A 20,406-nucleotide genomic window follows, 5' to 3' on the forward strand; every position below is an offset into this window, starting at 1 on the left:
TGGTCAATGTGGCGGCGCCGACATCAGTACCGCGCCCAGCAGTGTCATTACCGACGACGCGGTGGCGTGCCTCCGCCATATCTACGGCTGTAGTATTTTCCGCAATTTCTCGCGCAACGAAAAGCCGAGGGTGGAAACGAGGCGTGGCTAGGCCCGCTTTCCGCTGCATTGCCTGCCGCGATTTACCAATGGGCAAAATCCGCGCTGGAAGACAATGCGGAAAACTGGCTCGAGGACCTCGCCTGCCTGAATACGGTAAAAGGAGCGATCCTTCCCGATACGGCAACGCCCGGTGAAATTGCGAAGTTGAAGCGAGCCGGCTGCACCGTCGAACTCGTCGCCAATACCGGGCACATGATGGCCTACGATAATCCCGATGGTTTGGCATTGGCGATTAACCGCATCCTGAACCGGGGCTCATGACAGGCTCGGCGTCCACGCGCAGCCCGGCACGGGCTGCGCTTCTTTCCTCGGTCGCGTGAAGTCGAGTCCGCGCATCAAGCATGTGGCCGCTGCGCGACATATCCATGCCTTTGACATATTCGTCCGTTCGTGCTTTCGGGAGTGCAAACGTTTGCGGTCTTGGGGGTGGTCAAAACCTTGATGTATATCAAGTGGCGGCCGCGCGCCCGCTGCTAGTTTCGCGTTATCTCACAAAGACATAAGCAGTGCGGTTCGGGGCGCAACATGCAACACCATACGCTGGACCTGGAAATCGGGCAGCTACTCTCAGGGCCGCCGCTCGCCTGCGGGCCCGACGTACCGATTCGCGACGCGGCGCGCATGATGGCCGAGCGGCGCTACAGCGCCATCGTCGTTACCGAAATGGGGCGGCCCGTCGGCATCTGGACCGAGCACGACGCGCTCGCGCTGGGCGACGACAGCGCCGCGCTCGCGCGACCCATCCGCTGCGCCATGAGCCAGCCCGTACGCGCGCTGCCCGCGAGCACGCGCCTGCGCGACGCCGCGCTGCGCTTCAAGCGCGAGGGCATACGCCATTGTCTCGTCGTGGACGAGGCGGGCCGCTCGCTCGGCATCGTCACGCAAACCGACCTGGTCATGAACCAGGGGCTCGAGTGCTTCCTGCGTCTGAAGACGGTCGGCTCGGTGAATACCGCGATGCCGCTCGTGGTCGACGCGCACGCGTCCATGCACGAGGCCATGCAGCGCATGCGCTCGCGGCGCCTGAGCGCGCTCGTCGTGAGCTATCCGGAAGGCGACTACGGCATCGTGACCGAGCGCGACGTGGTGCGCCTCGCGGCGGCCAGCATGCTGGACGGCACGGTCGGCGCGCGCGCGAGCCGGCCGCTGCGCTCGCTTACGCAGTCGCAAAGCCTCTTTGCGGCGCGTCAGTATCTCGTCGAGCATCGCATGCGTCACGTGGGCGTGATCGGCGAGGACGGTCGCCTCACGGGCCTGCTCGACCTGTCCCACATCCTGCACGACATCGAAGACGAATTCGTGCGCGAATTGCAGCTCGCGCTGCGCGAGCGCGACGACGCGCTGCTCGCCTCGCGCGCGAACCTGCGCCTTGCCGACCAGGTGGTGGAGTCGACGCTCGACGGCGTGATGATCACCGACCTCGACGGCACCATCGAGCGAGTGAATCCCGCCTTCACGCGGCTTACGGGCTATACCGAGCGCGAGGCGATCGGGCGAAACGCGAGCCTGCTCAACTCCGGCCGCCAGGGGCCCGCGTTCTACAGCGCGCTCTGGCGCAGTCTCCAGCAAAACGGCTACTGGAAGGGCGAAATCTGGAACCGCCGCAAGGACGGCGCGCTTTACCTGGAATACCTGACTATTTCCAGCATCTGCGATCCGAGCGGCCGCTGCACTCACTACGCCGCGATTTTCGCCGACATCACGCAGCGCCGCGAGACCGAAGAGCGCCTGAGCTACCTCGCGACGCACGACGCCTTGACCGGCCTGCCCAACCGCACGCTCTTCACGGAGCGCCTCACGCTCTCGCTCGCCCGCGCGCGCCGCTCGGGCAAGCGCGTGGCCGTCATGTTTCTCGACCTCGACCGCTTCAAGCTCATCAACGACACGATGGGCCACGGCGTGGGCGACGAGGCGCTCACCGTCATCGCGGCGCGCCTGCGCGAGTCGGTGCGCGAAACCGACACGGTGGCGCGGCTCGGCGGCGACGAGTTCACGCTGCTGATCGAGGATATCGAAGATATTCGCCATGTCGGGCAGATCGCGCAGGGGCTGCTTGCGCGCGTGGGCGCCGCGATGCACATCGGCGAGCAGTTGCTGTTCGTCACGCCGAGCATTGGCATCAGCATGTATCCGGACGACGCGAGCGACCCGCGGCATCTGCTCATGCAGGCCGACCGCGCGATGTACGAGGCCAAGGACGCGGGCAAGAACAACTTCCGCTTCTTCGCCGCGCCGATGACTTCCTCGGCAATGGAGCGCATCGTGCTCGAAAGCGAGCTCCATCATGCGCTGGAAGCCGACGAGCTCGTGCTCTACTATCAGCCCGAATTCGACGTGGCGACCGGTGCGCTCGTGAACATCGAGGCGCTCGTGCGGTGGCAGCATCCGCGCCGAGGCCTCGTGCCGCCCGATCAGTTCATTCCGATCGCCGAGGAATCCTCATTGATCGTGCCGCTCGGCGCATGGGTGCTGCGCAAAGCCTGCCGCCAGGCGCGCGAATGGCTTGACGAGGGCTTCGACTTCGGGCGCATCAGCGTCAATCTTTCGGCGCGGCAATGCCTGCACGACGGCTTCCTGCATCAGCTCACGAACATTCTCAGCGAAACGGGCTTGCCGTCCACGCGGCTGCAGCTCGAACTCGTGGAGAGCATGGCGATGATGTCGGCGGGCGGCAACATCGAGGCGCTGCTTCAGGAACTCGCCGCGCGCGGCATCAGCCTCGCGATCGACGACTTCGGCACGGGCTATTCGTCGTTCAAGTATCTGCAGTCCTTGCCTGTCGATACGCTCAAGGTGGACCGCTCGTTCCTCGCCGAGATGGCCGTGCCGGGTCCGGGCGTGCCGCCGCACGTGAAGAAGAGCGCCGCGCGCGACCGTTCGATCGTGCGCGCGATCGTGGCGATGGCGCGCTCGCTCGGCGTGACGGTCGTGGCCGAAGGCGTCGAGACGCCGCGGCAACTGGCGTTCCTGCGCGAGATCGGCTGCGATCGCGCGCAAGGCTATTTGCTTGCGCGTCCCGCACCGGCCGAATTCATGCCGCGCGCACTCGACGTGTGCGAGGCCGGCTGAAGGCCGCTTTTTACTTTCCCCGTTGAGCCCGACGTACCTGGAGAATTCCGTGAGCACCAACGACGAGATGCTGCTGCACTCGATGACCGCGCTAGTGAGCGCGCATGGCAAGGCCATCTCGCGCTTTGGCGCGAACGTGGTCGTGATGACGAAGTTCGTCGAAGCGGTGCTGCCGCAATTGTCCGCAGCGCAGATCGAGCGCACGATCCAGGCGTTTCGCGCGCAGCTCGGCGAGGCGATGGCCGTGGCCGACGACGTCATGCTGCCCGGCGATTACCGCACCACGCTGATCGAGCAGGCGAACGTGCTGCTGGCGAGGCTGGGCGCCGATGCCGCTCCAACACATCAAGGTTCTGAGGCAGGAACAAGGCAATGCGCAATCTGACGATTAGAAAGGGGCTGCTGCTCGTGCTGTGCACGTTCGCGGCGATGCTGGTGGTGGGAGCCGTGGTCGGGGTCCTGATGATCGGCCGCGCCGACGACGCGGCGCGTTTCATTCACGAAGTCGCGCGCCAGGATGCGCTCGCGCTCGCCTTGCGCGAGGACGCGGCGCTCGCGCAAACCGCCTTGGCGCGCGCGTACCAGGCCGCGAAGGAAAACGGCGACGCCGCCGCGCGCGAGGAGGCGCAAAAGCGCGCGCAGCAGGACGCGCGCGACCTCTTCGACCAGGCCGCGAAGCACGGCGCCGCACTGCGCGCGAGCACGCCGTTCGACGGCGCGGCGGCCAGGCAGCGCGACGCCCTGCTCGGCGCGTGGAGCACGCTTGCGGATTCGCTGCAACGCTCGGCCACGGCGCTCGAAGCGAACGATACGGCGGCCTACGCCGCGCTCGCGACCGGCGACGTGGCGGCTGCGAACGCGCAGTTCTCGTCGGCCGTGGCCGCATTGCGAACGAATGCCGACGCCGCCACGCGCGCGGCGCTCGACGAGGGCGAGCGCGAACACGACTGGGTGATGGCGATGGTGGCGGTGGGGCTGCTGGGCGCGCTGGCGCTCGTCGTCGCGACCCATCTGGCGCTGCGCCGCCTTGTGAGTGCGCCGCTCGCCAAGGCCGTCGAGGTGCTCAACCAGATCGCCGCGAACGACCTTTCCGTGCGTATCGAAGGGGGCGGACGCAACGAAATCGGCCAGCTGCTCAGCGCGATGCGGCGCATGCAGAGCGGTCTGAGCCACACGGTGCGCAGCGTGCGCACGAGCTGCGACGCGATCAACACGGGGGCGCGCGAAATCGCGGCGGGCAATCTCGACCTGTCGAGCCGCACCGAGCAGCAGTCGGCCTCGCTGGAGCAGACGGCGTCGAGCATGGAGCAGCTCACGTCGAGCGTGCGCCAGAACGCCCAGCATGCGAACGACGCGAGCTCGCTCGCCACGGGCGCGGCCGAAGTCGCGCAGCGCGGCGGGCGCGTGGTCGAGCAGGTGATCGAGACGATGGAGGAGATCAGCCGCAGTTCGGGCAAGATCGCGGACATCACGGGCATCATCGACGGCATCGCGTTCCAGACCAATATCCTCGCGCTCAACGCTTCGGTCGAGGCCGCGCGCGCGGGCGAGCAGGGGCGCGGCTTCGCGGTCGTCGCGGGCGAGGTGCGCATGCTCGCGCAGCGCAGCGCGGCGGCGGCGCGCGAGATCAAGACGCTGATCGACGCCTCGGTGCACGACGTGCGCAACGGCCGCTCGCTCGTGGGCGAAGCGGGCGCGACGATGGCCGAGATCGTCGCCTCGGTGGACAAGGTGTCGGGGCTCATGAAGGAGATCGCCTCGGCTACCGTGCAGCAGAGCGCGGGCATCGAGCAGGTCGAGACGGCGGTGAGCCAGATGGATCAGGTGACGCAGCAGAACGCCGCGCTCGTGGAGGAGGCGGCCGCGGCGGCCGAGTCGCTCGAACAGCAGGCGAGCCAGATGGCCGAGGCCGTGGCGACGTTCCGCGTGGGCGAGGAGAAGGACGCGCCGGCCGCGGCGCCGGTCATCACGGATGCAGTGCGCAACGAGGGCGCGCTGCCCGTGCACGCGCTGCCTGCGGCCGCGTGAGCGCGCGCGATCGCGCGTAAGGCCGGGTCGCCGCAAGGCCCCGGTCCGTCGTGCGCTGCCGCTGGCGCGACAGGCGCGCCTCGGTTCGTCTTCGCCGCGGCGGCCGGTTTGTTCGCGGCTTCCCGCGGCGTTTCGTTCGCGTGGGACCGGAGCTTGCCGATCACGTCGTAGAACACGCCTTCCACCGCGGGCGTGACGAGCATGTCGTGCGCCCCCGAAGGCACGAGCGCGCTCGCCGGACCCGCTGCCTCGAAGTCCGCCGAGGACTTCTTCGCGCAGTCGTCGAATTTCGCGAGGTCGAGGTTCTGGCGCACCGGAATGGAGCCCTTGTTGAGATGAAGGTCTCTGGAACTGCGGGCTCATCAGCGGGCTCGCCATGTCCTTTTTCCCCTTTTCCACGCCGGGCGTCTTCACCTTGAAGAAGGCGAAGCTGTCCACGTTGAACGTGAACGCCTTGCCTGAACCGGACGCCGCCACGCACAGGTAATCCTTGCCCGGGACCTTGCCCCATCACGACGAATTCGCCCTTCGCCTCTGGCGGGGGTGACGCCCGATCCTGCTGAAGTCGGTCGCGGCCCTGGTGGAACCGACCCCTTTGTCGGCCGCGGCGGACGCTCTTCACGCGCTCGCCGGCGAGTTCTGGCACGTTACGTGCGCGAGAGGGATATCTATCGGGATATCTATCGCCATGGGAGGTCGACACGATGAGCAACGAACCGCCCGAAGGCGCGCCGCCGCGCGCCACCGATTTGCCCAAGCCGGTGGGGGACGCCGTGCCCGCGCCGACGGAACCTGGCCTCGACCGGCCGCTACCGCCTAAAACGCAGCCCGAACCGCCTGCGGAGGAGACGAACGGAGGCCCCGGCGAGCCTGCGCAAACACCGTCCGAAGATGAGTCCAGGCCGCTTGGCGATGCCCTGCCGACGCCGCGCGAGCCGGGCCTCGACCGGCCGCTGCCGCCGAAGAAGGCCTCGTGACCGGCCTCATGACCGTTCCGTTTGGGCGCGGGGATGGCCATGCCTTGCGCCGCCTCTCCCATGCTCGATTGCAATGCGAACGATGGAGCAGCACCCATGGCAACCGCATGAGGCTTTTTGACGTCCGCCGGGGCGGGCTCGCCCCGCGTGCGATTCGCGCGCAATCAGTGGTACGCCGCCGTCGAAGACTGCAGCTTCGTCAGCGCACCGTTCTTGAGGTGGAACCAGCCTTCCGCCGCATGGGCCGTCCGGCCTGTTCCTGCCGCTTCCGCTGACGTCCCACACAATTTCCCCACGAAGTATGGGTAGCGATGTGGGTTTGTGAGCAGGGAGGGCGACAGTTGCATCGACTCAGCGCTCTACGGGTCGCAAAGGAAGTGGCGCCGGGTCCGGACGAGCCCTGCAACGGCATTGCGCTGTGGGACTGGCAGCAGGTCGCGCGGGCGATGCGCGTGGCGACCGCCGGCGCGTTTTCGGATGCATTGGCGACGGCAGAGCAAGCCGGTTGTCTCGTGCTGATCGAGGCCGGGTTGCCGGTGCTTGATGTGCCGCCGCTTCCGCCGCTTCCGCCGCTTCTATTGGCGATCGCTGCGGCCATCGCCCAAAGAAACGCGGCGTAGCCTTAACGTGCTGATGATCGTGGGCGCTGATGCGGTTGGCGGTGCACTGATGAAGTCAGGTGCGGAGACTCAACAGTCCTCCACCACGCCGATCAGCTTTAGCCGCGAAACACCGCCGTCCGGGAATATGTTGAAACGCACGTGCGTGATCACGGGCGTTGCGTTCAGATCGAACGTATGCGCGTGATCCATCCGCAATCGCTGTTCGGGCAGCAGCGTCGGCCAGAACATGGCTTGCGTGATGAGGGATTCGTCCGTGCCGCCTTCGACGAACGCACCCTGCAACGAACAGCGCTCCGCGAAATTGCCCTTGAAATGCGCGGTATTGACGACCGCGCCAGTCAACTGTCCCGGCTTCGCCAGTTCGATGATGCACCAGTCGTTGCCCGGCTCGCGCCGCCGCCGCGTCTCCCATCCTTCGCCGATATTCGCGGCTTCTGTCGGCAGCAGCATGTTCGACGCAAGCCCGAAGTGCTGGTTGTTGGCGGCGACCACGCGAGCCCCGTTCATCGCCGATGCAAGGTCGATGGGTGTGCCCGTCTTCAGCTCGGGCTGCGGCCGTCCATACACACGAAGGCGCGCCACGCCGCCATCCGGATAGATGTTGAGGCGCACGTGCGTGAACGCGGCGCCGCGCGTATCGATCGCGTGATAGTGATGCGCGTTGCCTTGCAACGCGACGGACGGCAGCACCTCGGTCCACGCCGTGTTTTCCGGTGGAATGGACCCGGACGATACGCACGCCTGCAGCGAAGCCGCAGGCGGATAGTTGCCGGTGAAGTGACTCGTGTCGATATCGACGCCCGCGAGCACGGCCGGCACGCCGAGTTTCACGATGCAGAAATCGTAGCCGCTCACACGCTTGCGGCGCGACTCCCAGCCGTCCATCCACTTGCCGTTGTCGTCATACTTGCCGGGGATGAAAACGGCAGGCTCGGGATTCAGCATGCGCGCCATGGGCGCGAAGAAATCGTCGCTCGTTTGCACGGCCGCTGCGCCCAGACGCGGATCGGCCAGGTTGATGCCGCGTCGCACGAAGGCGGGTGCATCGGCAGCGATAGTCGGGATGGCCATGGTGTTATGCCTGCGGCACCCACGTTTGCGTGCCCGGGAGATCGGAATGGAAGTCGTCGAGCACGACGATATTGACGGGCTTCGGCGTGTTGTCGGCCTGTCCCTGAATGTTGACGATATCCTGCGGGCACGCGGAAAACGCGACGAAGCAGTCCATCTCCGCACGCAGCGTGATGTACTCGCCGGGCCGCGTCACCGTCGGCAGCGTATGCAGCGTGATGCCGTCCGGCTGCACGCGAATGTTCATGAAGATATTGAACGATGCGAGATTCGCGCGCGGCGGCGTGACGCCCAGTTCGAACATGCCTTCGAACATGTTGTCGCAGCAGTTGCGGTGATAGCCGCGCACGCCGAGCAGTTGATAACGCTTGCGGTCGCAGGCGGCCATGAAGGTATCGTGCACGCCGGGCGTCGTGTCTTCCACAACGGTCAGGATCGGATGGCGCTGGTTGGTCACGAAGCTGTCGCCGAGGAGGGGATTCAGCCGCTGGTTCCAGACGCGCGTCGTTTCCATGCACATGTATTCGGCCAGATCATAGGCGTTCCAGGCCCAGCAATCGACGACCTGGGTGCCGTGCGTGTTGACCACGCGCACGGCCTGGCCTGCGTTGAGTCGGACGGCCTTGCCATGCCCGGCGGGCACGGTGACGGGAGAGCGGGAAGCATTCATGAGCGGGACTCTGGCGATGAGAAGCGGTGAAGAAACTGGCGCAGACGTGCGGACGAAGGATGATCGATGATCTGCTCGGGCGGCCCCATCTCGACGATCTTGCCGCCGTCCATGAATACGACGCGGTCGGCCACGTCGCACGCAAAGCCGATTTCATGCGTGACGACGATCATCGTCGTCTGCGAAGCGGCGAGGCCGCGCATCACCGCGAGCACTTCGCCGACGAGTTCGGGATCGAGCGCGCTCGTGGGTTCGTCGAAGAGAATGACTTCGGGCGCCATCGCGAGCGTGCGGGCGATGCCCACGCGCTGCTGCTGGCCGCCCGATAGCCGTGCCGGCATCTCGGTGTGCTTGCCGGACAGGCCGACCTGCCGCAGCGCTTCCACGGCGATGTCGCTCGCTTTCAGCCGTGGCATGCGCTTGACGGAGAGCAGACCTTCCATCACGTTCTCCAGCACGCTCATATGCGGCCAGAGATTGAAGCTCTGAAACACCATGCCGATGCGGCTGCGTTGTGCGCGAATCTCGCGTTCCGGGCGTGGCGTGGACGTATTGCGCATGCCGACGCGTTCGTCGCCGATCCATACTTCGCCCGCATCGGGCGGCGAGAGCCAGTTCAGGCAGCGCAGCAGCGTGGATTTTCCCGAACCGGACGGCCCGAGAATACAGACGACTTCGCCTCGCGCGATATCGAGGCTCACGCCGTCGAGAATGCGTTGCGTGCCGAACGACTTGACGATGTCACTGGCGCGTAGAGCGGGAGCTGTGTTGATATCCATGAGCATTTACCTTCCGGACGCGACGCCTTGAGCATGAGTACGCGCGATCCGGTGTTCCCATGTCCGGGTTGCGTGATTGAGCGCGGCCGTCGCCGCCCAATAGACAAGCGCCACGACGAAATAGACTTCGAGCGGCGCATACGTATCCGAGACGACGCTTTTCGCGGCGAACATGAACTCGTGCACGGAGATGACCGACAGGAGCGCCGAATCCTTGAGGAGGCCGATCATGAGGCCGGTCATCGTCGGCAGCAGCAGCGGCAGCGCTTGCGGTGCGACGATGCGGCGTGCAATAGCGGCCGGCGACATGCCGATGGCGATGCCCGCTTCGACGGTGCCCTTGGGCACGGCATCGATAGCGGCCTGGATCACTTGCGCGACATAGGGCGCGTAGTAGATCGCAAGCGTCAGCACGCCGACCACGGCCGCGGGAAGCAGCACTCCGAAGTCGGGCAGTACGTAAAACGACACGTACAGCAGCACGAGCAAGGGCAGCCCGAGCGTGAGCGTGACGTAGGCGTCGATTAGCACGACAAGAGGGCGCGCGCCGCGACGCCTGCCAATCGTCAGCAAAATGCCGAGTGCGCAAGCCAGCAGGCTGCTCGACGCGCATAGCCAGATCGTGTCGATAAAGCCGTGCAACAAACTGGGCACGTAGGCGGCGAGCACACCGAGATCGAACGTCATCTCATGTGCCTCGCGTGGTCGAATGGGAGCGTTGCAGGCGTCGGCCGAGCCATATTACCGGCAGCACGACCGCGAGATAGCCGATGCTCAACAGCAGCATGATTTGCGTCGACGTGTAGATGCGCGCGATCACCATCTGTCCGGCGTACGTCAGCTCCGTGACCGCGACCACCGAGGCGAGCGGCGTCGTCTTCAGCAAAATGGTGAATTCGTTGACGAGCGCGGGCACGCTTGCCTTCAGCATCTGCGGCAACGCAATCCTCAAGGCGATGCGCCACGGCGCCATGCCGATTGCCGTGGCCGCTTCGATTTGCCCGCGCGTCACCACGCGCATGTTGCCGCGCAGAATCTCAGCCGTATATGCGCCGCTGTTGAGGCCGAGCGCGAGCGCGGCGGCGAGCATCGGGCGCCCGCCCAGTCCGATCAGCGGCAACGCGAAGAACACCATGAACAACTGCACGAGCGACGGCGTGCCGCGCATGAAGCTGATGTACAGGCGCGCGAGCCATCGCAGAGGCGCGATGCGCGTCAGTTGCATCGCGAGCGCGAGGTGTCCGCACGCCAGGCTGCCCGCCGCGCCGAGCAGCGTCAGCTCCACGGTCAGCAGCCAGCCGTCCAGCAGCGAGGGCATGCTTTGAATGACCTGAGGGTCGAGCCACATGCAGTCGTTCCCAGCCTTACAGCTCGGTCAGTTCTTCGGCGGCGGCGAGCGCCAGCGTGCCGGGCGTATCGTTGCCCGCGATGCCAGTGCAACACGCCGACACGACGAAGGTCAGGTCCGCCACCACGCGGCACGCGACAAAGTCGCCTGCACGCGTGGCATTGCGCTGCGGTTCGATCCTGCCGTCCTGATGCAGCTCGACGTGCATGAAGAGGTTGATCGGATCGGGTAGCTTGGGCGGCATCAAGCCTTCTTCCTCGATGAGCTTCGCCACCGATTCCACGCAGCCGGTCTGGCCTGCGTAGCCGTTTTCTTCGAGGAACGCCGTCGTCGATGCGGGCAGCAACAGGTCATGACGTCCTATGCTGTCCTTGCCGAGCACCATCAGCGCACGACGCCGGTTGCTGACGATACGCATGCCGGTCTGCAAGACGTACGAGTTGCTGAACACGCGCGTGTGATGCACGGACATATAGATATCCGGATTCGAACGGCTGAACGCGAACATCGAAGCCGTCGCGCCCGCTTCCTTTGCTTCGATGCGCAGAATCTGACCGGCTTTCACGTCGATGGCACGGCTTTCGCCTGCCGGCACGACGATGTGCGTCGGCGGCAGTGGCTCGCGAAGGGGGGTGTCCTTGAGTAGCAGCATGCTTATACCGAGGAAGAGGTGGACGGATCGGCGGCATGAACCGCGATATCGATGTCGGTCACGCGCAGGCCGTTGCCGGGAATGATGTCCTGCGGACACGACGACACCGCGCACAGCAGATCGTCCAGCACTTCAAATGTGATGTGGTCGCCGGGCTTGCTGGTCGGGTCCGTGACCTGCATATGGCGGTCGGGCGTAACGGGACCGTTCTGGAACAGATTGAACGGCTCGGGCACATCGAATGGAGACAGGCCATGCAGCGCGAGTCCCGAATGCATGTTGTCGAGGCAGTTGCGATGCCCGATCACGTTGAAATCGACGGTGAAGCGCGTGTCGTCGCAGGCGGGCACATTGGCGTCGTGCACGCCGACCGTGTCTTCGACCACGCGCAGCAGCGGACGCCCGCGCGACGAATACAGCGCATCGCCCACCTTGAAGAAGAGCGAGCGCAACTGACGGCGCGTGTGTGTCGGCGAGAGCTTTTCGCTCTTGTCGGAGGCGGCGACCGCCACGAAGTCGGCGGCTTGCTGGCCTTCGACATCGGTGATGGTCAGGAATTGGCCGGCCTTCACTTCGAAAGCGCGGCCGTGACCGGCCTTCACGATCAGCGTGAGAAGGGGTTCCATGCTCATGTTTCTGCGTTCACTGTGCGGGGATGAAATCGGCCGACGGCGTATCGAAGGTCACGCCGAGATGCTGCTTCTGCAGGCGCGCGAGCTCGCCGCTTTGCTTCATTGAGAGAATCTCGTCGCTAATGGCCTTGTTCAGACGCGAGTCTTCGGGGCGCGTGGCGAGCGAAATCCACTGCGACGGTCCGAGTTCACCCGTCAGCTTCATCTTGCCAGGGTTTTGCTTGATGACGCCCGCGAGCACCGTGAGGTCGTCGAACACGAAATCGGCGCGGTGCGTCATGACGGCAGCGACGGTCTGGTCCACGCTATCCACGCTGAGAATGTCGATGGGAGCGAGGCCCTTGCTCTTCAGCGTTTCGTTGAACTGCTTGAGGATGGTCTCCGGCGCGCTGCCGGACTTGACGGCGCCCGTCAGCCCTGCGAGCGACTCGGGCGTCGGCTTCGACGGAATCTTTGTGAAGTCCGATCGGACCAATGCACCGTTCACGGTCTTGCTGGTCGGCACCGTATACGCGATGCGTTTCGCCCGTTCCGCCGTCACGTTCAGCGCGGAGCCCTCCAGATCGAACGAATGCGACAGCAAACCGGGAATGATGCCGCTGAATGCCATGCGCTGATACTCGATCTTCACGCCGAGATGTTTCGCCACGGCATCGAGTATGGCCGGGTCGTAGCCGACGATGGCGTTCTTCGCGTCGGTGTATTCGTACGGCGCGAACGTCGGGTCGATGGCGACGATCATCTTGCCGCGGCTCTTGATGTCGTCGAGCGTATCGGCGTGCGACATGGCGGCATGCAGCAGCGCGGCCGCCGGAAGAAGGGCGGTCAGCGCGAAACGGGAAAGACGCGGCAGTGACATTGGGCGAGACTCCGTGGAGAGGTTGGGTTCGGTCGCTAACGCTGTTTATAAGGCATGATCCGTACCAACTTGCTCTGAGAAACGATGGTTTCTATTGTGTATTTACGGAAACATGTGATTCTTAAAGAAAAAATAAGAAACATCAGTTCCAGATATCGATTTCCCTGTGGCAGAATGAAACTTCAGCCAGCACGACGACTGCACGGCATGCGTGCAAGGTAGACGAAACGCACCGGCGTGGTGCCGGAGCTGCACCGTCGCTGGACTTTTCCTCATTCCCGCGTCCATCGCAATTCATGGCTTCATCACAGGCGAAGAAAAACAGACGTCCGGTGTCGATCGAAAGCCGTATCGCGGAGTGCTATGACCGGTTGTCGGAGATCGATCAGCGGCTGGCGGACGTGATCCTCGGCGCGCCGGGGCAACTCGCCATGCAGACGGCGACCGAGCTTGCGGCGAGCGCGCAGGTCTCGAAAGCCACGGCCACGCGCTTCTTCCAGAAGCTCGGCTACGCGTCCTATGACGACGTGCGCGAAACCGCCAAAAGCGCGCTGATGGGCGGCTCGCCGCTCTATTTGCAGGAGCGCGGCAGGACGGAATCGGGCGGTGGTCTCGATGAAGTCATCGAAGCGCATTTGAACCACGAGGTCTCCAATCTCGCCAACACGTATCGCTCGCTCGACCGGCAGATGCTGGCCGAAGTGGTGAGCGGCATTGCGGGCGCGCGACGCGTGGTCATCGTCGGCTACCGGCACAGTCACACGATCGCGACGATGATCCGCCGCGAACTCGTGCAGGTGCGCGGCGACGTGACCGTGCTGCCCGCGCCAGGCGATACGCTCGCGGAATACATCGGCGATCTCGGGGCGAAAGATCTCGCCATCGTCGTCGGATTACGCCGGCGTGTGCCTGCCGTCGAACTCGCTATGGCGGTGCTGGCCGAGGCGGGAACCAGCACGCTTTACGTGTCCGATGTGATCGCGGGTAAGCCGGCGCGCCTCGCGCGTTGGGTGATCCGCTGCCACACCGACGGCATGATGATGTTCGACAGTGTGGCGGGTGTCGCATCGCTCGTGAATCTGATCTGTTCGCTGGTGGCGGAGCGTCTACGCGAACGTGGGAATGCACATTTGCAGCGGGTGGAAGTGCTGCATCAGCAGTTGCAGGAGCTGGAGTAACGCGGGCAGGCTTCATGGTTTTGTTTTTGTGCCGATGCGATGACCGCTCGTAAGTGATGGGCCAGGAGCTATCAGAGAACGCTGCCTGGTCAGGTCGAGTTCTATATACGATCAGTGCTGACCGGAATCTTTCAACCCCCGGGGGGCGTTGCATGGAAGTGGGGGTACGTGACGGTTCGTCGAGGTGGGAGTCGAACCTGGCGGCCCTTTCCGGACAGTAGTTGTAGTCGGCTGCCTTCCGGGCTTTGCATCACGACTTCTTCGGGTTGCCAGTACACGCGCGTGACCGTCATGCGCACGTTCGGGCGTTGCACGAGCGGCGGACGCCGGCGAAAGTCGTAAATCACGGGGCCGTAAACGGTTTGCACGGGCATGCGCGTGATCGTGCTGTCGTCGCGTTCGACTTCATCGAAGTGCGCGAGTGTCTTCGCGTCGAAGCGATCGAAGATGTCCTTGTCGAGAACAGCCACGAAATCGCGGTCGTCACGCACGAATTGCAGCGTGCCCGAAGGCGTGTTGAGCGTAGCGGACGCATTGCCTTGCGCATGCGCGCACGTCGCGATCGAGGCGGCCGCGAGCGCAGCGAGTAACCGTCATTTCATGTCGTTTTCCAGATCGAGCGGCCGCCTCGACGAGGGAGCGCGACGCGCAAATGTTCGGTTGGCGCATTTTCGCCAACTCTGATCGCGACGTCGAACGTCCCGGCCGGCCGGTCATGTCCCGATGTCCCCGGCCATTGCCGCCGCGCCGCGCTCCCCCGTCTTCGCGAGCGGTTCGCCGAACTGCAGCGCCGCAAGCTGGGCATATAGCGGCGAATGATCGAGCAGTTCGGCATGACGCCCTTGCGCCACAATGCGGCCGTGTTCGAGGACGACAATGCGGTCGGCTTGTTGCACCGTGGCGAGACGGTGCGCGATGACGAGCGTGGTGCGGTTGTGCGTGGCGTTGTCCAGCGCCGTCTGCACGAGCCGTTCGCTCGCGGCGTCGAGCGCGCTGGTCGCCTCGTCGAGGAGCAGGATGGGCGGATTCTTGAGGATCGCGCGCGCGATGGCAATGCGCTGACGCTGTCCGCCGGACAGCCGCACGCCGCGCTCGCCGAGGAACGTGTCGTAGCCTTGCGGCAGTTCAGCGATAAATCCGGCGGCGGCCGCCATTTCGGCGGCGCGTTGCACCTGCGCAAGCGTGGCGTCGGGCGTGCCGTAGCGGATGTTGTCGAGCACGCTGCCCGAAAAGATCACCGATTCCTGCAGTACCACGCCGATTGCCTGGCGCAACGCGGCGAGCGACACCTGCCGCGTCGGCACGCCGTTGATCGCGATGCTTCCGGACTGCGGGTCGTAAAAGCGCAGCAGCAGTTGAAACAGCGTGGTTTTGCCCGCCCCGGACGGTCCGACGAGCGCGACATGCTCGCCCGGACGCACATCGAGCGAGAACCCCGAGAGCGCGGCGACGCAGGGGCGCGACGGATAGGAGAAACCGACATTGTCGAAGCGGATGCCTTCGCCGCGATCCGGCAGCGGCACCGTCGCCGCCGCCTCCACCACGGGCGAGCGCGATGCCAGCAACTGCAATAGCCGCTCGGTGGCGCCGGCGGCCCGCTGCAGATCGCCCCACACCTCGGCGACCGCGCCCACGGCGCCGGCCGTGAACACCGCGTAGAGGATGAACTGCGACAGTTGGCCCGCCGTCATGTGTCCCGCGAGCACGGCCTGTGCGCCGAGCCAGAGCACGAACACGATGGCGGCGAACACGAAGACGATCACCACGGCCGTCAAGGCGGCACGCGCCCGGATTCGCGTGAGCGCGGTATCGAAGGCCGTTTCCACCGCGCCGCCAAAGCGCCGCGCTTCAAAGGTCTCCTGCGAATACGACTGCACGGTCGGCATGGCATTGAGCACTTCGCCCGCGAGCGCGCTGGCGTTTGCGACCTTGTCCTGGCTGGCGCGCGAGAGCCGCCGCACGCGCCGTCCGAAGATGACGATGGGCGCGACCACGACGACCAGTGTCGCGATGATGTAGCCGGAGAGCACGGGGCTCGTCGCGACGAGCATGGCCACGCCGCCGGTCGTCAGCAGAATGTTGCGCAGCCCGAGCGACAGGCTCGTGCCGACGACTGTCTGGATCAAGGTCGTGTCGGTGGTGAGCCGCGACAGCACCTCGCCCGTTTGCGTGGTCTCGAAGAACTGCGGACTCATCCGCATCACGTGGTCGTAGACCGCGCGCCGCAAGTCGGCCGTCACGCGCTCGCCCAGCCACGACACCCAGTAGAAGCGCAGCGCCGTGGCGCCGGCGAGGATCAGCGAGACGACGAAGAGCGCGGCGAAATAGCGGTCGATATGCGTCCGGTCGCCGCTGGCGAAGCCGCGATCGATCAGATATTTGAACGCCACCGGCAGCGCCAGTGTGGCGCCGGCGGACGTCAGGAGTGCGAGGAACGCCAGCGCCCAGCGTCCCGCATATGGGCGCAGGAAGGGCAAGAGCGCAAAGAGCGGGGCGACACGTCGCGAGGGAGAAACGGCATCGGGCATGGAGATTTCTGGCGGACCGGGAATGGGTGCATTGTGACAGTTCGCGCAAGGGATGGCCTTCCGCCGCTACAGCGGATCATCGCATTCCGCCGGTGCGCCATGGCAGGATCGTCTTTTCTTCCCGCCGGCACGCTGGCTGGCATCGGCATCGGGCGGTGCCATGGCGGGACAGCGCGGGGCGCGAGCGAGCACGTTCGCGGAGCGCGTAGCCGGCGGTGAGCCGGGCTGGCGCAGGGAGGGCGTCGCGGTGCGCTCCGGCGCGTGGGAGTGCACGTTCGCGGATTTGCGGATTTGCGCAGGGGCGGCCGGGTTGCGCTCACCCGTGCACGCCGTAGCGCGGTGGAGGCGCCGCGTTCCGGCCCTTCGGCGTTGGACCGCGCAAAAAACGGATGCGCGGCGTTCAGTAGCCGCCGCCCGAGGAACTGCCCGAAGTGCTCGACGCGCTGTCGCTGCTGCGATTCATGTCGCCGCTTGCCACTGCGGATCCTGAGATCGCTGTCAACGTGAGGCAGACGAGACACGCAAGAACAATTCGAATGCGCTTCATGGTTATCTCCTGTAGGAGGGGGACTCGGGATTCGCCGGAACCCGTGGAGGAATGTCCCGCATTCACTACTGTGCAACGGCTGCGGGCGCCGCGGCGGACGGTGCATTGCGCACGCGTGCCCGAGCCCATCCCGGACGCAGACGCCGGCATAGTCCTAAACGCAGCGCGCAGGCGCCTTATTCCACACGCACAACGATGATGCCCGCTCGCCCGGAGAGCCGCACGAACGAGCTTCACACCCCGAGCCGCGTCGAGATATGAAGGTAGTCTTTGCAGTTTACCTTCGTATCTCCTAGAATGCCTCCATGACTGACCGAGCCAGCACCCCACCGTCCGACCTTGCCGCAGCGCTCGCCGCCGACCTGCGCGCGCTGGTCGCGCGATTGCGCCGGCGTTTTCGCGAGCAGGCGATTCTCGGCGACTTCACGCCATCGCAACTGGCGGTGTTGCTGCGGCTCGAACGGGAAGGCGCGTCCACGGTGTCGAGCCTTGCGCGTGCGGAAGGCGTGCGTCCGCAGTCCATGGGTACGCTCATCGCGTCGCTCGAAGCCGCGGGCCATATCAGCGGCGCGCCGGACCCCGACGACGGGCGTCAAACGCTCTGGTCGCTCACCCCGGCCTTTCGCGAGTGGCTCAAGGAAGGGCGCGCGGCGCGCCAGGACTGGCTTTCGCGCATGATCGAAGCGCGTCTCACGGGCGGGGAGCAACAGCAGCTCGCCGCCGCGGTCGAGCTGCTCAAGCGGCTCGTGGCCGACTGACGCCAGGCGGGCCTATGAGCGTTTCGGCTTCCGGGTTCTTCCGTTCGCTTAGGAGTTACAACTATCGCGTGTGGTCGGCGGGCGCGCTCGTCTCGAACGTCGGCACGTGGATGCAGCGCACGGCGCAGGACTGGCTCGTTCTCACCGGCCTCACGCATCACAGCGCGGCGGCGGTGGGTATCGTGATGGGTTTGCAGTTCGGCCCGCAAATGCTGTTCATGCCCTGGTCGGGCTTCGCCGCCGACCACTTCGATCAGCGCAAGCTGCTGATGTTCACACAGGCCACGCTCGGCGCGCTCGCCATTGCATTAGGCGTGCTCACGGCAACAGGGCTCGTGCAGCTCTGGCATGTGTACGTCTTCGCGTTCCTGTTCGGCTGCACGACGGCATTCGATTCGCCGGTCCGGCAAACTTTCGTTTCGGAGCTGGTGGGCGACGTCGATCTCTCCAACGCAGTCGCGCTCAATTCCACTTCGTTCAACGCCGCGCGCATGATCGGCCCGGCTGTGGCGGGGCTCGTCATCGCTTCGGTGGGGGTGGGCTGGGCCTTTCTGCTCAACGGCCTTTCGTTCGTTGCCGTGCTGATCTCGCTCACGCGCCTGCGCGTGGACGAGTTGCGGGCTGCGAGGCGCGCGCAGCCCGCCAAGGGCGGTTTCGCGGCCGGTTTCCGCTATGTGTGGTCGCGCCCGGACCTGCGGGCCATCCTCGTCATGCTGTTCCTGATCGGTACGTTCGGACTGAATTTCCCGATCTTCATCTCTACGATGGCGGTGAACGTCTTTCATGCCGACGCGGGACGCTACGGACTCCTTTCTTCGATGATGGCGCTCGGCACCATGAGCGGCGCCTTCTTCGGCGCGGGCCGCAGCCATCCGCGTTTCATTTCGCTGCTGTTCGCGGCGGCGGCGTTCGGTGTGGGGTGCGTGCTGGCGGCAATCGCGCCGGGTTACTGGTGGTTCGGCGGCGCGCTCGTGCTGATCGGCATCGCGGCGCTCACATTCACCACCGAAACCAACAGCCTCATGCAGCTTTCCACGGAGCCCGGCATGCGTGGGCGCGTGCTGGCGATCCGGCTCGCCGTGGCGCTGGGCGGCACGCCTGTTGGCGCGCCCGTCGTGGGGTGGGTGGCCGACCATTGGGGGCCGCGCTGGGCCTTGCTGGTGGGCGCGGCTTCGGGCCTTGCGGCGGCTGTCGTCGCGGCGCGCACGCTCGCGCGGCGGGCACACGAGGCGCCGTTGTGACCGGGCCGCTTTCCGCGACGTCACCCTTGCGCGATTGCCTTGTCATCGATCTGGTCATCGGGCGAGCTGGATACCGGTTATGAACCCGGGACTCTGTACGAGCGGCGGCACGCCATGGCCTTTTGGCATCTGTTCACGGCCCTGCCGGGAAGCGCCTGATGCGCCAGATGATTTGGCGGGCCGAGTAACGGCCTTGGCCGCATCATGCTTGCGAGTTCGTCCCGTATCCGATTCCGGTGTTATGCGTTGCCGGTTGCAATTCCCCGAATCCCGTTCAGCCGCCGGGATATCGCCCAGCCGCCCGGCGCGGCCCGTGCGGCGCATTTCCCTCGATCAGCGCAGCGTTGATCGCGCCGATCAAACGCCGATGGAAGCGCCGATCGCACTCCACGTGTATGCTGGCTTCGTCCAGCGCCTCGCAAGCGGAAATTACCGGGGAGCGTGGTGGCGCTCCGCGCGGCGTTTGCGGCACTTGCTAACAAGCGCGTACCGCCAGCAGGTGAACGAAGCATGGCGGCGGAACGCACGCCGCTTTTTATCCGGCTGACGCGATCGGCCCTTCGAACATCACACGGTTTCGGCCGCTGCGCTTCGCCTTGTACAAGGCGGAATCCGCAAGGCTGTATGCCGTGTCGAAGTCCGTGCCGGCCGGATTGTCGCTGACGCCGAAGCTTGCGGTGATCGTGCGGCACACGGGCGCTGCGAATACATGGCCGGCGATCGCCGCCCGCATGCGCTCGGCCAGTTGCAGCGCATTGGCGATGTCGAAGCCCGGCAGGACGACCGTGAACTCCTCGCCGCCTACGCGTCCGATGATGCCCGCGTCCCCGAGAATCTGCTGAAGACAGTTCACGATGCCGAGAATCACGGTGTCGCCGGCAGGGTGGCCGAAGTCGTCGTTGACCTTCTTGAAGTCGTCGATGTCGAGCAGGATCATGACAGCCCGATCTGCGCGCAGCGCTTTCACGGTGCGCTCGATCACGGCGCTTCGATTGAACACGCTCGTCAGCGCGTCATGGGTGGCGCGATACTGCAGTTGCTGGGTGAGCGCCTGCATTTCGCGCTCGGCCCGGTCGCTGCGACCGATCAGGCGGCGCGTCTCGCGCATCAGCCGCTCGTAATGGCGGATGAGTTCGCTTAGCGCCTCGAGATAACGCTGCGCGTGCGAGTCCGGATCCGCGGCGATCGCGCGAGCCCGTTCGAGCGCCTCGCTCTCGTTGCGGAACAGGTCAACAAGGGAATGATCCTTCAATGTGTCCCGCAAGGCAGTCGTTTCCACGCGCG

At 65.4% G+C, this 20,406-nt stretch carries 20 protein-coding genes; 9 read left to right on the top strand and 11 right to left on the bottom strand.

Annotated features, from left to right (window positions below):
• The first annotated feature begins 168 nt into the window (after positions 1 to 168).
• The 6 genes from BLU17_RS29290 (at position 169) to BLU17_RS29315 (ending at position 6,856) form a co-directional block, all read left to right on the top strand.
• Positions 169 to 423 (top strand): alpha/beta fold hydrolase family protein, encoded by a 255-nt coding sequence (locus BLU17_RS29290; RefSeq protein WP_092005288.1) that lies wholly within the window; start codon positions 169 to 171, stop codon positions 421 to 423.
• 264 nt (positions 424 to 687) lie between these two features.
• Entirely contained in the window at positions 688 to 3,231 is a 2,544-nt protein-coding gene (locus tag BLU17_RS29295; protein WP_092005291.1) for an EAL domain-containing protein, read from the top strand.
• A 49-nt stretch (positions 3,232 to 3,280) separates the two neighbouring features.
• Positions 3,281 to 3,616: a hypothetical protein gene (locus BLU17_RS29300; protein WP_092005294.1), complete on the top strand. Its 336-nt coding sequence runs from the start codon at positions 3,281 to 3,283 to the stop codon at positions 3,614 to 3,616.
• Positions 3,604 to 5,259 carry a methyl-accepting chemotaxis protein gene (locus tag BLU17_RS29305; protein WP_092005296.1) on the top strand — a complete coding sequence of 552 codons (1,656 nt, stop codon included), beginning with the start codon at positions 3,604 to 3,606 and terminating at the stop codon, positions 5,257 to 5,259. Before BLU17_RS29300 ends, BLU17_RS29305 begins: the two co-directional genes overlap by 13 nt.
• 704 nt (positions 5,260 to 5,963) lie before the next feature.
• On the top strand, positions 5,964 to 6,236 hold the full coding sequence (locus tag BLU17_RS29310) for a hypothetical protein (RefSeq protein WP_092005299.1): 273 nt from the start codon (positions 5,964 to 5,966) through the stop codon (positions 6,234 to 6,236).
• 341 nt (positions 6,237 to 6,577) lie between these two features.
• Complete coding sequence (locus BLU17_RS29315; RefSeq protein WP_143189377.1) at positions 6,578 to 6,856, top strand: hypothetical protein; 279 nt, start codon at positions 6,578 to 6,580, stop codon at positions 6,854 to 6,856.
• Between the two features lie 69 nt (positions 6,857 to 6,925).
• Here the strand turns inward: BLU17_RS29315 and alc are convergent, their stop codons facing one another.
• From alc to BLU17_RS29355, 8 genes are read right to left on the bottom strand one after another with little or no spacing between them, the layout of a single operon-like run.
• A complete protein-coding gene (alc, locus tag BLU17_RS29320; RefSeq protein WP_092005305.1) occupies positions 6,926 to 7,930 on the bottom strand; it encodes an allantoicase in 1,005 nt (334 codons plus the stop codon).
• A gap of 4 nt (positions 7,931 to 7,934) precedes the next feature.
• Positions 7,935 to 8,600, bottom strand: a complete 666-nt coding sequence (locus BLU17_RS29325) for a DUF1989 domain-containing protein (protein ID WP_092005308.1) — start codon at positions 8,598 to 8,600, stop codon at positions 7,935 to 7,937.
• The gene (locus tag BLU17_RS29330; protein WP_092005419.1) at positions 8,597 to 9,379 is read right to left on the bottom strand and encodes an amino acid ABC transporter ATP-binding protein; all 783 of its coding nucleotides are present in this window, start codon (positions 9,377 to 9,379) and stop codon (positions 8,597 to 8,599) included. Before BLU17_RS29330 ends, BLU17_RS29325 begins: the two co-directional genes overlap by 4 nt.
• Positions 9,380 to 9,385: 6 nt before the next feature.
• On the bottom strand, positions 9,386 to 10,066 hold the full coding sequence (locus tag BLU17_RS29335; RefSeq protein ID WP_092005311.1) for an amino acid ABC transporter permease: 681 nt from the start codon (positions 10,064 to 10,066) through the stop codon (positions 9,386 to 9,388).
• A 1-nt stretch (position 10,067) separates the two neighbouring features.
• A complete protein-coding gene (locus BLU17_RS29340; RefSeq protein WP_092005314.1) occupies positions 10,068 to 10,727 on the bottom strand; it encodes an amino acid ABC transporter permease in 660 nt (219 codons plus the stop codon).
• Positions 10,728 to 10,743: 16 nt separating this feature from the next.
• Positions 10,744 to 11,379: an urea carboxylase-associated family protein gene (locus BLU17_RS29345; protein WP_092005317.1), complete on the bottom strand. Its 636-nt coding sequence runs from the start codon at positions 11,377 to 11,379 to the stop codon at positions 10,744 to 10,746.
• Between the two features lie 2 nt (positions 11,380 to 11,381).
• Positions 11,382 to 12,005: a DUF1989 domain-containing protein gene (locus BLU17_RS29350; RefSeq protein ID WP_092005422.1), complete on the bottom strand. Its 624-nt coding sequence runs from the start codon at positions 12,003 to 12,005 to the stop codon at positions 11,382 to 11,384.
• Between the two features lie 16 nt (positions 12,006 to 12,021).
• Positions 12,022 to 12,870 (bottom strand): transporter substrate-binding domain-containing protein, encoded by an 849-nt coding sequence (locus tag BLU17_RS29355; RefSeq protein WP_092005319.1) that lies wholly within the window; start codon positions 12,868 to 12,870, stop codon positions 12,022 to 12,024.
• A 332-nt stretch (positions 12,871 to 13,202) separates the two neighbouring features.
• Between BLU17_RS29355 and BLU17_RS29360 the strand changes: the two genes are divergently transcribed.
• The gene (locus BLU17_RS29360) at positions 13,203 to 14,048 is read left to right on the top strand and encodes a MurR/RpiR family transcriptional regulator (RefSeq protein ID WP_245747068.1); all 846 of its coding nucleotides are present in this window, start codon (positions 13,203 to 13,205) and stop codon (positions 14,046 to 14,048) included.
• 131 nt (positions 14,049 to 14,179) lie between these two features.
• On the opposite strand, the gene BLU17_RS29365 is transcribed toward BLU17_RS29360, so the two are convergent.
• Entirely contained in the window at positions 14,180 to 14,539 is a 360-nt protein-coding gene (locus tag BLU17_RS29365) for a hypothetical protein (protein ID WP_245747069.1), read from the bottom strand.
• Between the two features lie 222 nt (positions 14,540 to 14,761).
• Complete coding sequence (locus BLU17_RS29370) at positions 14,762 to 16,576, bottom strand: ABC transporter transmembrane domain-containing protein (protein ID WP_092005325.1); 1,815 nt, start codon at positions 16,574 to 16,576, stop codon at positions 14,762 to 14,764.
• A gap of 852 nt (positions 16,577 to 17,428) precedes the next feature.
• Here BLU17_RS29370 and BLU17_RS29375 point away from each other — a divergent pair.
• Positions 17,429 to 17,881 carry a MarR family winged helix-turn-helix transcriptional regulator gene (locus BLU17_RS29375; RefSeq protein WP_092005328.1) on the top strand — a complete coding sequence of 151 codons (453 nt, stop codon included), beginning with the start codon at positions 17,429 to 17,431 and terminating at the stop codon, positions 17,879 to 17,881.
• 14 nt (positions 17,882 to 17,895) lie between these two features.
• Positions 17,896 to 19,122 (top strand): MFS transporter, encoded by a 1,227-nt coding sequence (locus BLU17_RS29380; RefSeq protein WP_092005331.1) that lies wholly within the window; start codon positions 17,896 to 17,898, stop codon positions 19,120 to 19,122.
• A gap of 535 nt (positions 19,123 to 19,657) precedes the next feature.
• Here the strand turns inward: BLU17_RS29380 and BLU17_RS29385 are convergent.
• The gene (locus BLU17_RS29385; RefSeq protein ID WP_245747070.1) at positions 19,658 to 20,401 is read right to left on the bottom strand and encodes a GGDEF domain-containing protein; all 744 of its coding nucleotides are present in this window, start codon (positions 20,399 to 20,401) and stop codon (positions 19,658 to 19,660) included.
• Between the last annotated feature and the right edge of the window lie 5 nt (positions 20,402 to 20,406).

The organism is Paraburkholderia lycopersici, from assembly GCF_900096975.1.
Classification (GTDB): Bacteria; Pseudomonadota; Gammaproteobacteria; order Burkholderiales; family Burkholderiaceae; genus Paraburkholderia; species Paraburkholderia lycopersici.

Excerpts from the sequence above, each read along its gene's own strand:
- BLU17_RS29295 (WP_092005291.1), top strand. The coding sequence starts at position 688 with ATGCAACACCATACGCTGGACCTGGAAATCGGGCAGCTACTCTCAGGG.
- BLU17_RS29305 (WP_092005296.1), top strand. The coding sequence starts at position 3,604 with ATGCGCAATCTGACGATTAGAAAGGGGCTGCTGCTCGTGCTGTGCACG.
- BLU17_RS29310 (WP_092005299.1), top strand. The coding sequence starts at position 5,964 with ATGAGCAACGAACCGCCCGAAGGCGCGCCGCCGCGCGCCACCGATTTG.
- alc (WP_092005305.1), bottom strand. The coding sequence starts at position 7,930 with ATGGCCATCCCGACTATCGCTGCCGATGCACCCGCCTTCGTGCGACGC.
- BLU17_RS29325 (WP_092005308.1), bottom strand. The coding sequence starts at position 8,600 with ATGAATGCTTCCCGCTCTCCCGTCACCGTGCCCGCCGGGCATGGCAAG.
- BLU17_RS29330 (WP_092005419.1), bottom strand. The coding sequence starts at position 9,379 with ATGGATATCAACACAGCTCCCGCTCTACGCGCCAGTGACATCGTCAAG.
- BLU17_RS29335 (WP_092005311.1), bottom strand. The coding sequence starts at position 10,066 with ATGACGTTCGATCTCGGTGTGCTCGCCGCCTACGTGCCCAGTTTGTTG.
- BLU17_RS29340 (WP_092005314.1), bottom strand. The coding sequence starts at position 10,727 with ATGTGGCTCGACCCTCAGGTCATTCAAAGCATGCCCTCGCTGCTGGAC.
- BLU17_RS29345 (WP_092005317.1), bottom strand. The coding sequence starts at position 11,379 with ATGCTGCTACTCAAGGACACCCCCCTTCGCGAGCCACTGCCGCCGACG.
- BLU17_RS29350 (WP_092005422.1), bottom strand. The coding sequence starts at position 12,005 with ATGGAACCCCTTCTCACGCTGATCGTGAAGGCCGGTCACGGCCGCGCT.
- BLU17_RS29355 (WP_092005319.1), bottom strand. The coding sequence starts at position 12,870 with ATGTCACTGCCGCGTCTTTCCCGTTTCGCGCTGACCGCCCTTCTTCCG.
- BLU17_RS29370 (WP_092005325.1), bottom strand. The coding sequence starts at position 16,576 with ATGCCCGATGCCGTTTCTCCCTCGCGACGTGTCGCCCCGCTCTTTGCG.
- BLU17_RS29375 (WP_092005328.1), top strand. The coding sequence starts at position 17,429 with ATGACTGACCGAGCCAGCACCCCACCGTCCGACCTTGCCGCAGCGCTC.
- BLU17_RS29380 (WP_092005331.1), top strand. The coding sequence starts at position 17,896 with ATGAGCGTTTCGGCTTCCGGGTTCTTCCGTTCGCTTAGGAGTTACAAC.